24 protein-coding genes are annotated in these 16,982 nt (G+C 61.7%); 11 read left to right on the forward strand and 13 right to left on the reverse strand.

Annotated features, from left to right (window positions below):
* Positions 1-21 precede the first annotated feature (21 nt).
* The 4 genes from KBY75_RS14285 to KBY75_RS14300 all read left to right on the forward strand — a co-directional run bounded on the left by KBY75_RS14285 (position 22) and on the right by KBY75_RS14300 (position 1,213).
* Complete coding sequence (locus tag KBY75_RS14285) at positions 22-309, forward strand: hypothetical protein (RefSeq protein WP_255024425.1); 288 nt, start codon at positions 22-24, stop codon at positions 307-309.
* A 3-nt stretch (positions 310-312) separates the two neighbouring features.
* On the forward strand, positions 313-474 hold the full coding sequence (locus tag KBY75_RS14290) for a DUF4236 domain-containing protein (RefSeq protein ID WP_255024406.1): 162 nt from the start codon (positions 313-315) through the stop codon (positions 472-474).
* Positions 475-482: 8 nt separating this feature from the next.
* Positions 483-860, forward strand: a complete 378-nt coding sequence (locus tag KBY75_RS14295; RefSeq protein WP_255024407.1) for a hypothetical protein — start codon at positions 483-485, stop codon at positions 858-860.
* Positions 861-967: 107 nt separating this feature from the next.
* A complete protein-coding gene (locus KBY75_RS14300; RefSeq protein WP_255024408.1) occupies positions 968-1,213 on the forward strand; it encodes a hypothetical protein in 246 nt (81 codons plus the stop codon).
* Between the two features lie 119 nt (positions 1,214-1,332).
* Here KBY75_RS14300 and KBY75_RS14305 read toward each other — a convergent pair whose 3' ends face one another.
* The 7 genes from KBY75_RS14305 to KBY75_RS14335 form a co-directional block, all read right to left on the reverse strand.
* Positions 1,333-2,793 carry a multicopper oxidase family protein gene (locus KBY75_RS14305; protein ID WP_255024409.1) on the reverse strand — a complete coding sequence of 487 codons (1,461 nt, stop codon included), beginning with the start codon at positions 2,791-2,793 and terminating at the stop codon, positions 1,333-1,335.
* A gap of 9 nt (positions 2,794-2,802) precedes the next feature.
* Positions 2,803-3,300 carry a DUF411 domain-containing protein gene (locus KBY75_RS14310; protein ID WP_255024410.1) on the reverse strand — a complete coding sequence of 166 codons (498 nt, stop codon included), beginning with the start codon at positions 3,298-3,300 and terminating at the stop codon, positions 2,803-2,805.
* 98 nt (positions 3,301-3,398) lie between these two features.
* A complete protein-coding gene (locus KBY75_RS14315) occupies positions 3,399-3,635 on the reverse strand; it encodes an isoprenylcysteine carboxylmethyltransferase family protein (protein WP_255024411.1) in 237 nt (78 codons plus the stop codon).
* Positions 3,636-3,720: 85 nt separating this feature from the next.
* Complete coding sequence (locus tag KBY75_RS14320) at positions 3,721-5,865, reverse strand: heavy metal translocating P-type ATPase (RefSeq protein WP_255024412.1); 2,145 nt, start codon at positions 5,863-5,865, stop codon at positions 3,721-3,723.
* Between the two features lie 584 nt (positions 5,866-6,449).
* Positions 6,450-6,725, reverse strand: coding sequence for a hypothetical protein (locus KBY75_RS14325; RefSeq protein WP_255024426.1), 276 nt, complete (start codon positions 6,723-6,725; stop codon positions 6,450-6,452).
* A 5-nt stretch (positions 6,726-6,730) separates the two neighbouring features.
* Positions 6,731-6,985, reverse strand: a complete 255-nt coding sequence (locus tag KBY75_RS14330) for a DUF3721 domain-containing protein (RefSeq protein WP_255024413.1) — start codon at positions 6,983-6,985, stop codon at positions 6,731-6,733.
* A 31-nt stretch (positions 6,986-7,016) separates the two neighbouring features.
* A complete protein-coding gene (locus KBY75_RS14335) occupies positions 7,017-7,673 on the reverse strand; it encodes a DUF305 domain-containing protein (protein WP_255024414.1) in 657 nt (218 codons plus the stop codon).
* A gap of 91 nt (positions 7,674-7,764) precedes the next feature.
* Here KBY75_RS14335 and KBY75_RS14340 point away from each other — a divergent pair, with 91 nt between their 5' ends.
* Positions 7,765-8,187, forward strand: a complete 423-nt coding sequence (locus KBY75_RS14340; protein ID WP_255024415.1) for a MerR family transcriptional regulator — start codon at positions 7,765-7,767, stop codon at positions 8,185-8,187.
* A 516-nt stretch (positions 8,188-8,703) separates the two neighbouring features.
* Here KBY75_RS14340 and KBY75_RS14345 read toward each other — a convergent pair.
* The 4 genes from KBY75_RS14345 to KBY75_RS14360 form a co-directional block, all read right to left on the reverse strand.
* Positions 8,704-8,928, reverse strand: coding sequence for a hypothetical protein (locus KBY75_RS14345; protein WP_255024416.1), 225 nt, complete (start codon positions 8,926-8,928; stop codon positions 8,704-8,706).
* Positions 8,929-9,154: 226 nt separating this feature from the next.
* Entirely contained in the window at positions 9,155-10,444 is a 1,290-nt protein-coding gene (locus KBY75_RS14350) for a cytochrome P450 (protein WP_255024427.1), read from the reverse strand.
* 711 nt (positions 10,445-11,155) lie between these two features.
* Positions 11,156-11,773, reverse strand: a complete 618-nt coding sequence (locus KBY75_RS14355; protein ID WP_255024417.1) for a hypothetical protein — start codon at positions 11,771-11,773, stop codon at positions 11,156-11,158.
* 165 nt (positions 11,774-11,938) lie between these two features.
* Complete coding sequence (locus KBY75_RS14360) at positions 11,939-12,613, reverse strand: DoxX family protein (protein WP_254936251.1); 675 nt, start codon at positions 12,611-12,613, stop codon at positions 11,939-11,941.
* A gap of 173 nt (positions 12,614-12,786) precedes the next feature.
* Here KBY75_RS14360 and KBY75_RS14365 point away from each other — a divergent pair, with 173 nt between their 5' ends.
* From KBY75_RS14365 to KBY75_RS14390, 6 genes are all read left to right on the forward strand, one after another.
* Positions 12,787-13,050, forward strand: coding sequence for a hypothetical protein (locus KBY75_RS14365; protein ID WP_255024418.1), 264 nt, complete (start codon positions 12,787-12,789; stop codon positions 13,048-13,050).
* A 228-nt stretch (positions 13,051-13,278) separates the two neighbouring features.
* Entirely contained in the window at positions 13,279-13,992 is a 714-nt protein-coding gene (locus KBY75_RS14370; protein WP_255024419.1) for a lysophospholipid acyltransferase family protein, read from the forward strand.
* Between the two features lie 22 nt (positions 13,993-14,014).
* On the forward strand, positions 14,015-14,857 hold the full coding sequence (locus KBY75_RS14375; RefSeq protein ID WP_255024420.1) for an alpha/beta fold hydrolase: 843 nt from the start codon (positions 14,015-14,017) through the stop codon (positions 14,855-14,857).
* Positions 14,858-14,964: 107 nt separating this feature from the next.
* Positions 14,965-15,150: a hypothetical protein gene (locus KBY75_RS14380; RefSeq protein WP_254936247.1), complete on the forward strand. Its 186-nt coding sequence runs from the start codon at positions 14,965-14,967 to the stop codon at positions 15,148-15,150.
* A 17-nt stretch (positions 15,151-15,167) separates the two neighbouring features.
* The gene (locus tag KBY75_RS14385) at positions 15,168-15,419 is read left to right on the forward strand and encodes a hypothetical protein (RefSeq protein ID WP_255024421.1); all 252 of its coding nucleotides are present in this window, start codon (positions 15,168-15,170) and stop codon (positions 15,417-15,419) included.
* A 15-nt stretch (positions 15,420-15,434) separates the two neighbouring features.
* Positions 15,435-15,653, forward strand: coding sequence for a hypothetical protein (locus KBY75_RS14390; protein WP_255024422.1), 219 nt, complete (start codon positions 15,435-15,437; stop codon positions 15,651-15,653).
* Between the two features lie 83 nt (positions 15,654-15,736).
* Here KBY75_RS14390 and KBY75_RS14395 read toward each other — a convergent pair whose 3' ends face one another.
* Together KBY75_RS14395 and KBY75_RS14400 are read right to left on the reverse strand one after the other, a co-directional pair.
* Complete coding sequence (locus tag KBY75_RS14395) at positions 15,737-16,348, reverse strand: isoprenylcysteine carboxylmethyltransferase family protein (RefSeq protein ID WP_255024423.1); 612 nt, start codon at positions 16,346-16,348, stop codon at positions 15,737-15,739.
* 169 nt (positions 16,349-16,517) lie between these two features.
* On the reverse strand, positions 16,518-16,784 hold the full coding sequence (locus tag KBY75_RS14400; protein WP_255024424.1) for a hypothetical protein: 267 nt from the start codon (positions 16,782-16,784) through the stop codon (positions 16,518-16,520).
* Between the last annotated feature and the right edge of the window lie 198 nt (positions 16,785-16,982).

Consider the following 16,982-nt stretch of genomic DNA (forward strand, 5'->3'; position numbering starts at 1 on the left):
CTTGCCTGCGCGATTGCAGCTTTGGCGGCAGGAAGTGCCCTAGACCAGCAGCCGGTGCAACCGCTGCCCAAAGTGGGAGGCTGCCCGCTTGGCTACTACAGCTCTGGCGGCTACTGCGTGCCCAGCTCTGGAGGTAACACCCGCGGCGCCATCGAGAAAAGCGGCGCTGGCTGCCCGCTGGGTTTCTATTCCTCTGGCAACTACTGCCTCAGCAGTCCCAGTAACGAGCGGGAAGCGATTCAAAAGAGCGGCAAGGGATGCCCGCTGGGTTGGTATTCATCAGGCGGCTACTGCGTCAAGAGCCGCTGAGCCATGGGTTTCCGCTTTCGCCGCTCCACCCGCCTGGGCCCGCTGCGCTTCAATTTCAGCAAGGGTGGGCTTAGCTCGATCTCCGTTGGCGGGCGGGGTGCCTCGTTCAACATCCCCGAAGTGGTGGTGCGCGCACCACGGTGGGAGTGCCGGGCACGGGCCTGAGCTGGAGCGTGGAGCACGCGCCGGATCGTCCAGCCGTGATCCCAGCGGGGAGAGCGGAAGGGCTGCCCAACAGCCGCCGGCTGCGGCCCGGTCAGCTTGATGCCCTTAAGCAGCAGTTGTTGGAGGTGCTGCGCCAGGAGCTGTTCGCTCCAGGTTCCACCGGGGAGCAGCTATGGGACCTCGGCTTGGTGAGCCGTCTGCTTGCTGCTGGCTCCTTAGCTGCACGAACCGCTGGCCTGCTGGCCGTGATCGAAACGCCCGAGGCGATGGAGGCATATGTACTGCGAGCCCAGGGGCAGGACGATGCCAAACGCCGCGCCCACCGCTGCATCGAGGCGGTACAAGAAGGCTCTCGCCTGGCCACTGCACGTGGCTGGCTCTCCTGACGCTGCAAGCACAGGTGCCCGCAGGGCCGGTTCCCCGTATCCGGCCGTACCTGCGCTCTCGCCTCATCAGTCCAAGGATGGAGATGGAAAGAAGGAGATACCCCCGCATGCGTGAAGTCGTCTTCCGCGTTCTGAGCGAACGCCCCGGCCACCTAGAGGCCCAGGCCGAAACCTTGCCAATCCGCATCAGTGCCCCAACTCTTGAGGAGCTGCAGCATGAGGCTCGTGAGGCCCTGATCGAATACATGGGAGCGGCGCACTGCACCGTTCGGGTGCGCGTACGCCGCAGCCCCAGTGCTGCTGCGATCGGATCTCAGCCAGCACCTCGGCCGCTGGCAGCGGCTGCCAGATAATCCACTACTCCTGCTGGAGTGAATTGGACCCTGCCGGCAGCGGGCGGAGCAGCAATGGATAGGGCGATTGTTGCCGCGAGGACGCAGCTCCTGGGCAGAACCAAACCTGCCGCTGAAGATCAGGATGGCTTTCCATCAATCTGCAGCACGCCCATCAAGCCCAGATCTTCATGGTCAAGGTTGTGGCAGTGATAGACCGTGCGTCCTGGAAAGTCTTGGAAGCTCACCCGAATCGTTGCTTCCTGGCCTGCTCTGAGCAGGATGGTGTCCTTCCAGGCGCGCGGGGCTGGCCGCTGCTCTGAACTGTTCACAATCTGGAAGGAATTGGTATGAAGATGGAAGGGATGATCCATCACATCGTTATTGACGATCACCCAGTCTTCTGTACTTCCCAGCTCAACGCGGGTATCGATTCTGTTGGGATCGAAGGACGCACCATTGATCTGAAATCCCATGCCCATGCCGTGGGAACCCATTCCGCCCATGGCATGGCCCATCACAAAGCGGCGGGTGCGCTCCGGCGCCGGCATCTCTGGCACCGGGATGAGTGCCATTGGCAACGCCAGTGGCTTCACCGCCCCGCTGTAGCGAAGCGTGGCCAGGGTGCTTCCGCTGCCGGCAGGACTACCCATCGCGCCCATGCCCATGTGGCCGCTGGGTTGGGAAGGGAGAGCCTGCAAGCTGTAGCTGCCCACGCGCTGGTTGCCCTGCACCAGCACATCGGCCCGCTCGCCGGGAGCCAGCAGCAGCTCCTCCAGTAGCTCCGGCTTTGCGATCGCCCCACCATCGGTGGCGATCAGCTGCATGGTGTGGCCCTCCAGTGCCAGCCGGTAGATGCGGGCATTGGAGGCATTGAGCAAACGAAGGCGCAACAGGCCGCCGCTGGCAATCGACAACTCGGGATTGAGGGCCCCATTCACCGTGAGCAGTGGCCCCTCCCGGCCCAGCATCCGCCCCATCCCCATGGCAGAGCCAGGATTTCCTGAACCGCTGGCGAAGTCCTTGAGCACCAGCACGTGCTCTGATGCAGCAGCCATTTCAGGAATCCGATCGAGCGCACCACGCACGATCAGGGTGCCCGCCAGCCCCCCGAAGACCTGATCTGCTGAAACACCGTGCTGATGCGGATGGAGGTAGAACAATCCAGCCTGATGATTACTGGGGATCGTGAAGTCGTAGGTGGTGGATCCCCCAGGAGCCACATGCAAAAAGACGTTATCGGCACTGCCGGTGGGTGGGATGTGCAGTCCGTGGAAATGCAGATTGGTGGGTTGATTCAGCCTGTTTTGCAGGTGAATAAGGACCCGATCCCCGGGGTTGACCTCCAGCAGGGGGCCAGGTGAGCGACCGTTGTAGGTGAGCACTTTGGCCGGACCACCAGGGATGGTTCCGGCCCTGGCTTCGGCCACCAGGTCGAGTTCAAGCTCTCCTGCTGAGGACGAAAGCCGTGCTGCCCCAGCAGGCCTGGAACCGCGGGAGGAGGACTGCATGGAGCGCACCACCGCACCGCCCGCCAGGACAGTGGCGATGCTGCCCATACCCAGAAAGAGGAACTGACGGCGGTGTAGGCGGGTGGTCATGGGACCTCGTCAGCTGCGATGGGCCGAGAAGGGCTGAACGCTCCCTCCTCGTGTGAAGGACATCACCGTGAAGGGCTCCTTGCAATAGGCCGATTCCATTCCAGGGGAACCGAGCGGCATGCCGGGCAGAGCAATACCGACCACGGCGGGTCGCTTACGCAGGAGCTGCTTGATGTCGCTGGCAGGGATGTGGCCCTCCAGGGCGTAGCCGGCCACCTGGGCGGTGTGGCAGGAGCTCAGCTGCGCCGGAATTCCCAGGCGGCGTTTAATCGCACCAAGGTCGGCCACCACCACATCGCGCACCTGGAAGCCATTTGCACGCATGTGCTGCAGCCAGCCCTTGCAGCAGCCGCAGCTGGCTGTGCGATAGGCCGTGACCAGAGGCAGGGATTTGGACGTGGCGCCTGGCGCGGAGATGACCGGGGTGAGCAGTCCGGCTGCGGCAAGCGAGGCTGCAGCAATGGGCGCGAGTAGCCAAAGAGACGGGCGACGCGGAGAAAAAGCCATACCCCAATCATCAGCACATTTTTAAGTTAGGGCTTCCAGTAGGGGGAGAGTCAAGTCTGTCGTCTGCGGGGCTGCGGGATCCAGGCCGGCACCTCCGCCTAGTAGCGCAGGAAGCGGTCCCCGAATTCCCGCAAGGCGTCCCGCTCCTCTCGCTTGGTCAGCCGCACCTGCATCACTACTAGAACCGGGAACATCAGCAGGGTCAACAAAGTTGGCCACTGCAGCAGGAATTCCGTCATCACCAGAATGAGGCCCAGGTATTCGGGGTGGCGCAGGCGCCCATAGATCCCCGTTTTTGCCAGGTCGTGCCGCCATTGATCAAGACACTGAGTCATGGGATCTGCAGACCTAATGCAAATTGGTGCTGGTCGTTTCTTGTTTAAGCAAGCATCTCTTCAAATACGAAAGACTCTGCTGCCCTCAAACCGTGGCTTTGCGGTAGTTCCGCAGCAGTGATGAGTTGACGATGACCGACAACGAACTGATAGCCATGGCGGCACCGGCGATCATCGGGTTGAGCAAGCCCAGGGCGGCGACCGGCACACCGAGACTGTTGTAGATGAACGCCCAGAACAGGTTCTGGCGGATCTTGCGCATCGTGGCCCGCGACAGACCGATTGCCGTCACCACATCGCGCAGATCGTTGCCTAGTAGCAGCAAATCTCCTGCTTCCTTGGCTACATCGGAGCCGGTGCCAATAGCAATGCCGATGTCGGCCACCGCTAGCGCCGGAGCGTCGTTGACGCCATCGCCCACCATGGCCACCACCTGGCCGGCCTGTTGCAACGCACGGATGGTGTCGGCTTTGTCGGCCGGCCTCACCTCGGCGATCACCTCGGTGATGCCCACCTGGGCTGCGATGGCCTGGGCCGTGGTGCGGTTGTCGCCGCTCAGCATCACCACCCGAATGCGCCGCCGCTGCAGCAGCGCCACCGCCTCTTTGGCCTCCGGTCGCACGGTGTCGGCCACCGCGAGCAGGCCGAGCACCTCGGCGGCCTGGCCCAGCAGCGTCACCGTATTGCCGGCGGCTTCCAGCTGCTGCAGGGGTCGCTGCACGGCCTCACTGAGCTGCGGCACGAACCGGCCCGCCATGCGGCGGTTGCCCAGCCACAGGGTTTGGCCATCCACAACCGCCTGCACCCCTTCTCCCACCAGGGCCTCGAACTCGGTGGCGGGCAGCAGCTCCAGCTCCTGATCCGCCGCGGCGTTCAGGACAGCTGCCGCCAGGGGGTGCTCGGAGCCGTATTCCAACGCAGCGGCCCGTTGCAACACCTGCTCCCGGATGGCGGGGCCCAGGGTCACCACCTGGGTGAGGGCGGGCTTGCCCAGGGTGAGGGTGCCGGTCTTGTCGAACACCACGGTTGTGAGCCGCTCTACCCGCTCCAGCACTTCGCCGCTGCGGATCAGGATGCCCAGCTCGGCGCCCTTGCCCACCCCCACCATCAACGCCGCCGGGGTGGCGATGCCCAGGGCGCAGGGACAGGAGATCACCAGCACGGCGATGAAGGCCAGTAGGCCACCGCTGAAGTTGCCGGCCAGGGTCCAAAGGGCAAAGGCCGTAAAGGCAACACCCACCACCGCCGGCACGAACCAGCCAGTCACCTGATCGGCCAGGCGCTGTACCGGCGCCGAACTGGCCTGGGCCTCCTCCACGATGCGGATGATCTGGGCCAGGGAAGTGTCAGCGCCCACCCGGGTGGCCTCAAAGCGCAGTAGCCCGCGTCCGTTGATCGTGCCGCCGATTAGCTCTGAGCCGGCCTGCTTGATCACCGGTAGGGATTCACCGGTGATCAGTGCTTCTTCCACCGATGAACTCCCCTCCAGCACGACGCCATCAGCAGGAACCTTTTCTCCCGGCCGCACCAGCACTAGATCGCCGCGCTGAATGGCTTCTGCGGGCACGGTCATCTCCTGGCCGGAGCGGATCACCGTGGCCGTGGCTGGCTGCAGATCCAGCAGCCGCCGCACCGCCGCTGAGGAGCGCTGCTTAATGATCTCCTCCATGTATTTGCCCATCAAGACGAAGGCGATCACCACCGCCGACACCTCGAAGTAGACGCCACGCTCGTCTACACCCACAGGTAGTAGCTGGGGCGCGAATACCACCACCACGCTGTAGAGGTAGGCCACTGAGGTGCCCAGGGCGATCAGCACATCCATGTTCAGGGCCCGCCGCTGCAGGGCGGCCCAGGCGCCTGTGTAGAAGCCCCAACCGCCAATTACCTGCACGGGGGTTGCCAGCAGAAATAACCAAACCCCCCAGGTGAGCCAGGGCAGTTGGGCTATCGGCGCCCAGCTGAGCAGGCTGACGCCAGTGGCAAGGGCTAGGAAGCCAGCCGCTCGCAATACCGCCAGAGCCAACACCCCGCTCAGGGCTATGCCAATGCGCCGCCGCATGCGCCCCAGCTCCTGCTCTGGCGCCAGAAAGGTTTGGCGGCAGCCCTGACTGCAGAAGTAGTAGGAGCGGCCGGCCCGCTGGGCCGAGATCGCTGTGGCCGTGGGCACGACCATGCCGCAGATCGGATCTTTGGCCATCGGGCCGGATGTGGCCGCTTCAGCGTGCATGGCTCAAGGACCTCATTAATTTCAGTGTGGCGGATCTGAAGTGTTCTGACTGCAAATAGGGAGAAACGGCTCAATTAACTGAAAGAGGTCATGAAGGGCAGTCAAAGCAGCAAGGCTGGCCGACCTCTCTTTTGTTTACTGAGGCACTTGCAAGCCGCGTTAATAGGCCTGCACGTTGGGCTAGCCGTGGTCGAGGAGTACAGCAGCCGCAATGGCGCCGTAGTTCCCTCCTGCACAGCAACACACAACCGGGACCGAGCGATCGGGGGTGACCGCCTCGATCTCCTGCAGCAACGCGTCCAGTGGAAGGTTGAGGGGTGCGGATCGAACCAGGGTTGATGTGAGCAAGTCCTCCCAAACGACCTGGATAGATCTTGGTTCAACTGCACCAAACCTCACTAAATCCAGGCTGGAAAATCTTGGCTTGACCTAAGCTCTAATTACAAAATGCTTCCTCGTCGCGCATTAACAATAGGAGTATTGATCTGGTTACATAGACGCGGCGTCTGTCCTGCATGGGTGCATGGCGCTACTCCTATGAAATTCGGCAGCTTGCTCATGGGCACTGTGCGGCACTTGATGGATCAGGCCCGCGATCTGGCGCTGGACAGGAGCATGGCCAGCCCGGAGCCGATCACCACCAGGGTGAGAGCACCCAGGAGCAACGAGTAGTAAGGCTGCAGGTTGATCGGACCAAAGCGGCCGGTGTGAATTTTGATCAGCCAGAACGCATCGATCCCCCGCTCCAGCAACAGGCTGTAGAGGGAGCCACTGGCCGCAGTGAGCAGCAGGGGCGCGGCCGCGAGGGGCACCACCAAACGATGGGCCCGACGGAACCTTGCGCTGAGGGCACGAGGCATCTTCATCATTCCTGCCTCAGCTCCTTATGCAGCATCGACTCACCGCTGCAGGGCATCCAGAGACCGTTGTTTTGGTGGGTGCCCTTGCAGCCAAGCTCTTTAGCGCGCTTCTCGGCTTCCGCCTGGGTCTGGTACATGCCCTTGGCGTGGGCCAGGGCCTCGTTTGGCAGCTGCAGGGCAAAGACCAGTGCCACGAAGGTAACAGCGAGGCAATGATTGCGGTTCCAGGTGATCCGGGTGCGCGAGAGGAAGTAAGACATCATTTGGGGATGGGCAGGAGGCTGGCTGTTATTAAAAGGAGAAGAGTGCATCAAACTGGTAGTACTCAGGCTTATCGAGTCCGTCATGCCTGAGCATGCGGCGCAACTCGAGAATCTCGCGGCGTTGGGCAACGATGATCTGCCGCGCCAAGCGCTGAATGGTGGGGTTGCTGCTCTTCTTGAGTGCATCGTGGGCCATCACCAGGGCACCGCCGTGGTGGGTGATCATTCCTTCAAGGAACCAGGTGACGCGGTTGTCCCGTGTTGGCGTGGAGCCCGTCATCTGCATAGCCTGAATCTGGGCGGAACTCATGCGCTCCAGGCTCTCCATGCTGTTGGGATCCCTACCGGCCTTCAGGGCCACGGGATAGACCGGTGCCTCGGGGTACCAGGCCTTGCGCCATTGCCCCATCGCCTTGATCTCCTGGGCCTGATCCCCCCAGATGTCCTTACCGAGCGAGCCCACGCCGGGTACGCCGATGTCGAACACAAACTCACTCATCCGCAGCGCGCCGGTGTGGTGCTGCACCATCGCGTCGAGCCAGCGCAGGTCGTAGGTGGCGCCGGCAGGGCCGACATCGTGGCTATGGCTGGCGTGTGCCTGGCTTTGGGGAGCTGCAGCAGGGGCGGCCTGATGGTGGTGATGGTGGTGGGGATCGCTCTGGGCCAGGGCCGGAGTGGTCAGCATCCCAGCAAGCAAAAGCGATGCAGCGAATCGGGGCATGGCCAAGGAGTCGGATTACTTACTACGATGGGGTCTCCCCTTGGTGGAGAGTCAAGTGGCTGCGCGACAGCTGGCGGAATTAACGGCCAAGGAGCTCCAGCAGATCGGCGCGGTAGCTGCCCATTCGGGCGTTTCCGTGAAAACGATTCGCTTCTATTGCGATCAGGGACTGCTGCAACCATCAGGCCGCAGTGAGGGCCACTACCGGCTCTTTGATGCGTCGGTGTACGGAGAACTGGCACTAATCCGCACCCTGCGGGGGCTTGAGCTCCCGCTGCCCACAATCAAAGCCGTACTGGAGGCCCGCCGATCGGGGATGTGCACCTGCGACAACCTGCAGGCCACGATCCGAGGCAAGGCCGGCGAGATCGAGCAGCGGATTGCCGATTTGAAATCCCTCCATGCCGAGCTCAACGGACTGCTCAGCACCTGGCAGAACTGCGGCGGCAGGCCGGCTCAAGTCAGTGCAGGCATCTGAAGAAGAAACGTGCTGACCGCGCCAGGGGGGCTCAGCGGCGATCTGCTGCTGAGCAGCAATGCAGCTGGCTAGGCCGCCTGCCGCATCCAGTTCCTTCCATTCTGTTTCTGAGCTTTTCCAAAAGCTCCGCTTGACCCTCTCGGGTAGGCAACACGGCTGAGCAAGCAAATGCCCGGGGCTATGGCTCAGGGCATTTTTGTATCTCAAGTCTGCTGGGTGAGTACGTGCTGAATGACCTCCCGTAATCCATCGGCGAGGGGCGATGGCTGCCGAGCTTGGTGCTCCAGATCGAGCTTGCCAGCAGTTCCTCAGCTCTGACCAGGGCTAAGTCCTGACCCTCCAGGAGCTGCAATTGAGCCAGCTCCACTGATACTCACCCCGGATCACCTGAGCCGTGCGCCAGTGAAAGTAATGCACAATCACCAGCTGCACAGCGAGGTGCTGCCAGTTGATTTCCTCTAGCCCTGCCGCAGTAGCGCCGGTTCTGCAGCAGAAGTCGTGTGGTGAGCTGATGGCTTACGACGCCTGTTGATAGAGCTCCTCCAGCCGCTCCCGGCTGAAGTCGACGTAGAGGACCTCGTCACCGGGCTCGGGAGCCTCGGGATGGCGCCTTGGCTTGGCGCCACTTCTTTGGGATGCAAGAGAAGCGGAGCCACGTAGGTTCTGACTCATCAAGGCAAAAGCTCCACCTGCGATGAGCGCAAAGAAGATCAGGTAGACAGCAGCCAGGAGGTCGTTCAAAGGGTGGAAATCTCTTTCCGTAAACCTAGTGCAAAGAATTGTTAACCGCTGGCCACTTTGCCTCAATCCCGTGAGCCCAACCCCTCAAGTTTTGACCTGAACAGCGGAGACCCGCAGCAGTGCCTGGCCTGCAGTCCTCGCCGACGTGGCTGCGGAAAATCGGCAGAGGGGCCTGAGAAGCAGCACGGTTCCCATCCGAGGCCCCCGTGCTGATGAAGTTGGAGGCTTAGCTGGCTGTGGAACGAGCGCGAACTATCAGGCCATCTGCCGGCGAGGGGCTAGGGATGACCCTGAGCGTCAGGTCCTGATCCGCCTCCAGCGCCAAGGTCACCTGTTTGAGCAGCCCCACCGCCAGCAGCCGGATTTCCAGCTCCGCAAGCGCCTTGCCCAGGCACACCCGCTCACCACCTCCGTAAGGCAGCAAGGTGACCGTGGTGTCACCGTCCAAATGTCGCTGCGGCCAGAAGATTGCCAGATCCTCCGTATCGGCCCCATGGCGCTGGCTGGCGGCGATGCTCACCTGCACCACCCGATCGGCTGGCACCAGTACACCCGCTAGGGCAATGGGCTTCAGGGTGCGGCGGAAGAAACCACCCACCGGCGGGGTCAGCCGCATCACCTCCTTCACGACTGCATCGAGCCGCGGCGCCCGCAGGGCGTCGGTGGCGCTCCCAGCCTCCCCCTCCTCCGGCGGCCACTGCAAGACGTCGAGTTCCTCCCTTAGCCAGTCCAGCTCGGCTGGGTGTTGCAGCAGGGTCAGAAGCAAGCAGCTCAGGGCGGAGGCGGTGGTTTCGTAGCCGGCAAACAGCAGCAGTAGAAGCTGCTCCGCCACGTCGTCGTCGCCCAGGGGGAGACCGGCTTGATCGAGGCCACCGGCTAGCAGATCAAGGCCGCCGGCGGCGATGGGTGCTCCAGATGCCATGGCGGACTGCGCCTTCTTGAGCACAGCGCCTAGACGCTTAAGCAGACGTTGGCGGGCTTGGCGGGCACGGGCGTAGGGGCTGCCGGGCAACGCCAGGGGAAGTGAGAAGAGACCCTGGCACCAGGTTTCAAAATCTACGAACAGGGCCTCGCGATCGATGGGGTCTAGCCCCAGCACCGTGCTCGCAATCACGCTGAAGGCAAAACGCCGCAGCTTTGGCACCAGGGCCACCGGCGCGTCTGAAGCGAGCAGCTCCTGGCTGAGCTCGTTGACCAGCGCCACGATCGTCGGGCTATAGCGCTTGAGGGCAGCAGAGGCGAACAGCTGGCCCACCACCCGGCGGCGGGCTTTGTGGTCGGCGCCGTTGCGGTTCGCCAACGACAGGGGCCCCAGCAGCTCTCGCACACTGTCGGGCCACCAGCCCTGAACCGCATCGCCCTGGGCAAACAGGTCGCCGATCGCCTGGCCACCGCGAATGAATACGGTCCGTTGCCCCAGCAGGATGGTTTCGTACACATCGCCGTAGCGCTCGAAGCGAGAGCGGGCGAAATCAGGATCGCGAAAGAAGGCAAGGGTCTCGAGCACTCCGCTCAGCGCTGGCGTGCTCGGCAGGGGCTGGAGGGTGGCGGGATCGAGGGGCACCAACGTCAGCTGGAATAGGGCCAAGGATGTCGGATCACAGCCGGCACCGCGCCGCCACAGACACGCAGCGGTTCAGAAAAACAGGATGCTCAGAAGAGGAAGGCGATGCAGAGGCTCACCAGGGCCAGCCCTGCCAGACCGGTGGCGGCGAGAAGCGAAAAGGATTGAACCACCGGCAGCTCCAGCACGGCCAAAACCTAAAGCAATCCTTAAGGCTCGCAACCAGTCCGGCCTGGTCTCGGTGCAATCCTTCACGGCCACGGAGGCCCGGCTCACGAAAGCCATCACTGCAGCGTGGGCCAGCCTGCCTCTGCTGACGATGCGGCTTGGGCTGATCCGCACCTGACAATGGCGTTCAGCTGATCGAAGGACAGGGTTCGAGATCCAGATTGTTCCCCCAGATAGCGGCGAAATGCTGATCTACCCGCGCCAATCGGCCTAGGACTAATTGAAGATCAAAAGCCGAAAGTTCGCCGTCGGTATTCCATTTCAGGCAAGTGAGGGCGACACAGCAGCCTGAGCTGATCGATCTGTTTGTCAGTGGCGTACTTCCTAACTGAATCTGCTTCCACTTTTTTCAGTTCTGGGCATCACGAATGCGGCCAAACTGGTTATTACAGCCACAAAAGTGGAGCGGCGTCATCACTGGGCGGCCCGGAAGCATCAGCCCGCTAACGGCGGAGCTGGGAAGACCGTTAGACAGTCCTCCACGACAAGGCTGTGCTCGGCCTGGTTGTCGACCCTGAACCGTCCCCAGGTCGCCATCGGGTCGGAGCCCAGCAGGCTCCAGAGCACGGAGATCAGGCTGCGGTCGTAGGGCGCAGAACTCAGCTCCTCAGGACAATCGACGATCGAGCCCGGCTTCAAGGTGAGGTGCAGGCCACGCTCCCAGCTAAGGAAGGTGCCGTCGTGGGTGGGGTAAAACCAGCAGGTGGCGTTGCTCAGCTCGCTGAGCGCCACGCGATCGAGGCACCGCAGGCAGGTTGGGTCCTCCGGATCGCCCTGGTACACACCAAGCCAGTGGTGCCGGGGTTCGATCCGAACCACCAGGGCGGCGCAGAGCAACTGAGTGCCATCACTGCTGCGGCGTTGCTCTCCGGTAAGACGACCATCGAGTGGAAGCAGCTCCAGATCGGGATGCTCAGCGCCCCGGTTGAAGATCCGCAGAGCGAAACCAGTGGAGGGCACTGCGGCCTGCGCTTGCTGCAGAACCTCATGAGAAGTGGTGGCGTCAGGCAGCTGTAGTGCCGGGGCCACCACAAAGATCAGCGGTGGGTTCATGGCGATAGCCGTGAGTCAGGGCAGTAGCTGGGGTGCCGATCCAACAAACGTGGCAGGGAGGCAGCAAAAGCCAAGGATGCTTGCATCAATTTCCCCCTACCGATTCGGTCCCTGTTGATCGAGGGAGGTCAGTCCAGAGGAAGAAGGCCAAAGCAACACGCCCGCTCATCCGCGGGCGTTGGAGTTGACGGTTACCGGTATGGCGCGCAGCTCGCCAGCGTCCAGTGAGGAGAAAGCAGGCTCAAGGTCATTGGTCGCGCTGAGGTCGTCGAGCACAGCCGGCACGATGCCGGCATCAAAGGAGAAGCGACCGGGGCCGTTGAACAGTAGGGCGAGGCTGCCGCCTAGATAGAGGACCACCAGCTCCAGCACATAGATGTTGAAGCCGGCTGTGGAGATGTGCTGATAGGCCGCCACCGTCATCGTGCCGCTGAGGGCCAGGGCACCCACGGGCGTAAGCAGGCCAAGGATCACCAGCCAGCTGCCAATCAGCTCCGAGAAGCCGGCGGCGTACGCGAAGAACAGCGGGAAGGGCAGGTGCAGCGAGGCCACATAGGTGTTGGCGAACTGCTGGGGATCGGCGAGCTTCTCTTGGCCGTGGTGAATCATCAGTCCGCCGATGCTCAGGCGCAGCAGCAGCAGACCGACGGAAGCCAGCAAGCCTGGGCGCTGCAGGTAGGCGCGGACGGCAGGCGCCACTGCTGCTACTAGCCCAGCCAGAGGTGCAGACCTAGAGGCGGGAAAGTCAATCGCGACGAACCTGTTCATCGAGATGAACCAAAGGGCGACACAGGCGGCCATGAAGCCGCCGAACAGTTCGAGCAGGGTGTACGTGGACACGGGGTGGGAGGTCGTTTTCAAAAATCATGGCAAGCTTCATTAAGGAACGTGAAGCGCCGCGGACATCCAGCCCAGCCCTGTAATGGCGGAGCTTCCGGGCGGCGGCTCGGAGCGCCAGGCCTCACGGATGCTCCGCCAGGCAGCCAGTATGTAACTAGTTCGTTACAAAAACGATGACCACTGGCGAACTGTTCCTCGAGAGCCTGAGCTCCGGGGTGATCACCCAATCTGAGATCGACTGGCTGCTGAGCCAGCAAGATCACTTCGCCAGGACCGAGCAGGCAGCCATGCAGCGGCTGGGCCGCCTGCTCGATCAAGGGCAGATCCAGCTGGGCTGCCGGGTCGCACCGCAGCCACATCTGCAGCTCCAGGTGCTGAAGGAGGTGACCGAGCCGTTCGGACCAAGGCGCCGATTCTCCCTGGCCCTGGCTGCCTGACGACAAGTCGAGGGGAGGGGCGTTTCCAGTTGCTCCGAATGGATCGCCCGCCCATCAGCGCTTAAATCCAAGCGGCACAATTGTGCGGCTAACCGCCAGAATTAAAGCTCGCACCGGCCCTTTTCAACTGAAGACTATTTGCAGCATAGATATATGAATTGCCCTTGAAATAGGGGAATTCAGCATAAAAGCTCGGATCACATCTCTGTGAGTGGCAAGACAGCAAGCATGAAGCAGCCCCTCTCTTTGCAACTGTCTCGCAGTCTGCTGGATGCCGCTGGAATATCAGTTTCGTTGCACAATCTTGAGAGAATACCTGCCAAAAATAAACTTCTTATTGTCAGCAACCATCGCAGCCTGCTTGATGCTCCCGTGCTGATGAAGGCGATTGGCCGCCCTGTGCGATTCGCCTGTCACTATTACATGAGTCAAGTGCCGCTACTGCAGCAGGCAATTGCCTTGATGGGCGCCTTTCCGCTCGAGGCAGATCAGAGAAGGCAGGCATCGTTCTTCCGGCAGTCGGCCGGGTTTCTGCAAGCCAATCAGGTAGTGGGCGTGTTTCCTGAGGGTGCGGACCCGATGGTGAAGGTCAACGCCCCTCAGCAGCTCAGCCCGTTCTACAGGGGTTTTGCCCATTTAGCCCTGAGGGTGCCGGTGGATGGCCTTGCGATCCTGCCGATTGCCATTGCTTCAAGGGAGGAAAAACGGGGAAAGCTTGCTCCGCTTGCCTTGTTTCGGCGCTTTGATCCATCAGAAGCACTGTTTCAACGCGATGGCTGGCATTCTGCAATCCTCTATCGGCGTGTTGATGTTCTCTTTGGCCATCCTCTGCTGATCGATGAGAGTTGGAAATCTCGGTATCGAGGTAGCGGCGGAGCTACTACAGCTCGAGAGCTCACCCAAGCCTGTTGGAGTCAGATCGCTGAATTGTTGGCCCGCTGATGCTTATTAGTACTCCTTGATCATGATCATCACCCCCAAGTCTTTGCGGCTCATTACTTGTACATCTGTAACGGCATCACGACCGCTGTTTGTCTTTTTGCCGGGCATGGACGGCAGTGGTGCGCTGCTGCAACCACAGGTTGCTGGACTCAGCACTGGCTTTGACATTCGCTGCTTGTCTATTCCTCCAGACGACCTCAGAGGATGGGAAGAATTGACCGAGCATGTCGCCGCACTGATCCAGATGGAGCAGCAACGGCATCCTGGGCGAAAGACCACAGTTTGTGGTGAATCATTTGGTGGTTGTTTGGCGTTGAGATTGATCACACGCTTTCCGAAGCTGTGTGACCAACTGATTCTGATCAATCCCGCCTCCTCAGCTCAGCGTCAACCCTGGATCGGTGCCTGCAGCTCTTTGACTCAGCTGCTGCCGGAACCGATTTACCAGCTCTCCACCTTCAGTCTGTGCAATCTGCTGATTGCATCCCATCGGGTCAGCAGGCCCAGGCGGCATCAGCTGCTGGCCGCCATGCAGGCTGTGAGGCCTCAAAGCGCTGCCTGGAGATTGGCATTGCTTAGTCAGTTCCGCCTGGAGGATCTGCCCCTGGATCGCGTACGTCAGCCTGTTTTAATCCTGGCCTCAGAAGCGGATCGACTCCTGCCTTCTCAACGCGAAGCGAAGCGATTGGCACGCTTTCTTCCAGACACCACAATCGTTCAGCTTCCGGATAGTGGGCATGCCTGCCTTTTGGAGACTCAACTCAATTTGTCTGCCATCCTCAAGTCGCAGGATTTGTTTTCTGATCTGCCGGCGTCCACGTTGCCAATAGGCGCGCCAGCTCAGGCGGCTGCTGCCCTCTGGTAGCCCGGTGGCATGGGTGAAGCCTGCGACACAGGAATTGGAATCATGCGGGAAACCGGCCGCGCCTGGCGTTACCACTGCTTAACGTTTCGCAACATTGCATCAAGGCCATGCTGGATTGTGACCTCAGTCGCCAGTTCGTTGTTGAGACCCAGGCAAGAGCCATCGATGCCTGCAACGACGTGGACGAGCTCAGGCGCATCGCCAAAACGTTGCTGACGGCTTGGCATCTGCAGACCGACATGACGCGGCACTTTGGCGCCCAAGCTCTGGGCATCACCCCGCCATCGACATAAGCCTGTCCACCCTGGCGGTGGGATGGCTCAATTTTGTGGGCCAAGTCGACGCCGTAAGCGCTTCCCTACTGAGGCGTGTCAGTCGTGTAGCGGTGATCAACTGCCTGGAAGTGCCTTGGCGGTTGATCCGGCAGGTGTTGCAGCGCCTGATGGGTCTATTGATCACTGCGGTGGCGATGCAGATTCTGTTGAATGGACCAGAGGCTGCTTCCCGATCCTGGCCCGAGAGGGGCTGGGAAGGGCAGAGAATGAGCCTGGCCAGTTCCTGATTACTCCCCAACGCCATGCCTGCTGATGTGGTGATCGGGAGTACAACGTTGCGATTGGCAATGCGAAGCGATGTCGCCGTTGCCCTGCGTGTGGCAGCCCATTTCCAGCGCCGTATCGCTGAGGACTACTGGCGCCCCTACCAGAGCAGAAAAGATGCGGTACGGGCCTGGACCCGGCTGGGCGGCATTCGCCTTCAGGTGATGGAAGCGCTGAGCCTGCTAGACGAGTCCTGAAACTCTGCTGCGCCCACAGCACAAGGGCATTACGGGCACGCAGGGCAGGTCGGCTGAGAGCCGGGGTCTGCTGGTCCCTGAGCTCACCAGATGCCTGGCAGCAGCCGGGAGCTGCGCTGCTGCCAGACGCTGAATTCCGGGTATTTCGCTGCCATCTGCTTTTCCTTCTGGCCGATGCGCTGCAGGTAGATCAGCAGCACCAGAGCCGGCACCAGGTAGGCCCAGATGTTGCCAGCCACCACCGCGAAGCTCAGGTAGCGCAGCAGATCGCCCAGGTAGTTCACATGGCGCACGCGCCGCCAGATGCCATCGCTCACCAGGCCAGCCCCCATCGCCTTGGCGGTGGTTTTCTGGGCATCGGCGCTGGCGTTGATCAGGCTGCCGAAGCTGAATAGCACCAGTGCCAGGGCCACGGCGGCCTGGGATATAGGCACGGGATTGAGAAAGGCCAGCAGCCCCGGCAGGCTGTAGAGCACGCCTATGAAAAGCAGGGCGAAGCCAAAGCTCACCACCCCTACGCGCTCGTTGAACAGTTGGCGGGCTCGCTCGGGAAACAGCCACTGCTCCAGCAGCCACCAGAGGCAGTAGCTGATGTGCAGGCTGAGGTAGAGCACCTGGCGCATGTCCTGCACCCCGATCACGGTCGCCAGCGCCAGCAGCAGCACGATCGTGAGCGCCTTGGCGGTGTTGATCACCGTGAGTTGGCTCCAGCCCGTAAACACACCATTAATGGCGTCACCCTACCGGCGCGTTCAGTTGGGCCAGGGCCGCCGTGGCTGTGCGCACCACGCCATCCTCAGCCGCGAGCAACTGCTGCATCACCGGCTCCGTCGCCGGGGAGACTTAAACCGCTATGGATGGCGATCAGGCTTGTGCGGACCGACGTCGCTGTGTGGCGACAAACGCAGCGCCACCGCCCGCCAGGAGTAGCCCCCCGCCGACTGCCAGAAACACCAGGGTCTGGAGCAGCAGCAGGAAGATCCCGAGCGCCGAACCAGCCACTATTTGAATTCTGGCCTTGATCAGCAGGGTGAGCAGCAACAGCACGGTGCCTTTAAGAGCCAATACCTGGGCTGTAGTGAACAAGCAGAAGGGATTCAAAAGCACGGCGAGAGTAAGAGCTTGTCCCATCGTGGCTGGTGATAGATCGAGGTAGGGCACCCAGCCAATAAAAAAGCCCCCTGGTGAGAGGGAGCTTTTGAGATTCCGTGATTTCCCAGCCGTAGCTGGGCTGTTGACTATCAACCGATTGCAGGTGCGGTCAGTGCCACGGGGGTGGCAGTAGCAGCAGCCAGGTCAAGCGGGAAGTTGTGAGCATTGCGCTCGTGC

The organism is Cyanobium sp. T1G-Tous, assembly GCF_024345455.1.
GTDB lineage: Bacteria > Cyanobacteriota > Cyanobacteriia > PCC-6307 > Cyanobiaceae > Cyanobium_A.